This is a genomic window from Bacillus sp. PPSBB_11 (genome assembly GCF_038023285.1).
GTDB classification, from domain to species: Bacteria; Bacillota; Bacilli; order Bacillales; family Bacillaceae; genus Bacillus; species Bacillus altitudinis.
This window is the reverse complement of the sequence record NZ_CP150633.1, coordinates 588,846-590,482: the sequence shown is the minus strand read 5'-3', so window position 1 is coordinate 590,482 and position 1,637 is coordinate 588,846. Positions and strand designations below refer to the sequence as shown.

General features: G+C 40.1%; 2 protein-coding genes. Both read left to right on the top strand.

Annotation, left to right across the window (positions count from 1 at the left end; all coding sequences use genetic code 11):
* Nucleotides 1–142, top strand: a 142-nt coding sequence (locus V7L95_RS03000) for an HAD hydrolase family protein (protein ID WP_340968975.1), incomplete at its 5' end; no start/stop codon positions are given.
* Nucleotides 143–617: 475 nt separating this feature from the next.
* Entirely contained in the window at nt 618–1,529 is a 912-nt protein-coding gene (locus V7L95_RS02995; RefSeq protein WP_311754303.1) for an alpha/beta hydrolase, read from the top strand.
* Nucleotides 1,530–1,637: the final 108 nt, after the last annotated feature.

Here is a 1,637-nt window from a genome sequence, read left to right as displayed (position 1 = left end):
GGCAGCTGCCCAGTATAGCTTCGCCGTAAGGAATGCCACCCAGGAAGTAAAGGATGCTGCGCATTTTATTACACTCTCAAACGAAGAGAGCGGCGTGATGCACACGATTCAAAAAATCCTCAGTTTACAGACCTCCTCATGAACGTATACATTTGGTAAAAGACGAACTTATTCAGTTCGTCTCAGCGTGTAGACAAAACCTCGCATTCGGTGTCAGTCCTGCGCGCTGGTACTCACGAATGTCAATTCGCTCCGTGCCAGTACTCGTCCTTCCTAGACTGTAAAGGTTTTCTATCACGCTGAAAAGAAGACAAAGGGCTAAAATAAAGTTCATTTTAGCCCTTTGTCAACAAAAAGAGACGAACTTATTCAGTTCGTCTTTTTTGAATATGTGTTGATTAATGAACATTGATTGAAAGATTGACAATTGATGATGATGGATCTAGAAAATATAATATAAATAGACAGGTGTTCATAAATGAATAGATGTATAGAAAAAGTATTCTGTCCAAAGCAGTTAACGGATTCACAAGTTCTTATGTTATGCTTTAGAAAAAGAGAAACCATTCTTTTCCTAGACATTGATTGTCATCATTCTATCTATAGGGGTCGATCGTATGCGAAGTATTCAAAGTTTGTTTGTTGAATGGTTACTTGTACTTACAAAGAAGAAACTAAATGTTGAGGGGTATTTAGAGGAACGAAGAATGGCGAATCAATTACCTTATGTGCTGCCTGAGAAGTTGAAAAAGAAATATCGCATCACCAAAAGCAGCATGTTTTCAGTCGATACGTACATGTTGAGATCAGATGTGCAGCCAGATGATCATCAGGTGCTATTTTTACATGGAGGAGGCTATATTGAGCAGCCGCTTGTATGGCATTGGCGTTTCTTGGATCGATTGACGAAGCAATTAAATAGTACGGTGTATGTGCCAGTTTATCCTAAAGCACCGAATCATCAGTATATGGATGCAATCGAGAGTGTTCTCCCAGTTTACCAAGCTCTTTTAGAAAAAGGAACACCAGAAAAAATCGTCATCATGGGTGATTCTGCTGGCGGCGGTTTATCGCTCGCCTTTGCTCAATACTTAGCAAAAAAAGGTCTTCCGCAGCCTGGAAACTTGATTCTATTATCACCATGGCTTGATGTGACATTAAGTAATCCTGATATCGCTAAAATGGTTCCAAAAGAGCCAATGCTCAACCTAGATTTACTAATCGAATCGGGCAAAGCCTATGCAGGTGAAACAGATGAAACACATCATTTGATCAGTCCAATCTATGGAGAAATCAAATCGTTAGGACGAATTTCTGTTTTTATTGGCACTCATGAATTCTTTCTCCCAGATGCCCGGAAATTCAAAGAGATGGCAGACAAGCAGGGTGTTCCCATCAACTATATCGAATACCCAAAAATGAATCACGTCTTTCCTGTCTTCCCTATTCCCGAAGCGAACCAAGCGTTAAAACAAATTGTCGCCATTATTGAGAGTAAGACGTTCCCTTTGAGGGATATGACAAAATAGGATGCGAACATGAGGATGGCCAGCAATGCTCTAGCCATTCTCGTTTCTAATTGGAGGATCAAAAGTTAATTATGAACGAAACAGAACCGTTCTCATTTACAAGTATGC

Coding starts and splice junctions, on each gene's coding strand:
- V7L95_RS02995 (WP_311754303.1), top strand. CDS start 618: ATGCGAAGTATTCAAAGTTTGTTTGTTGAATGGTTACTTGTACTTACA.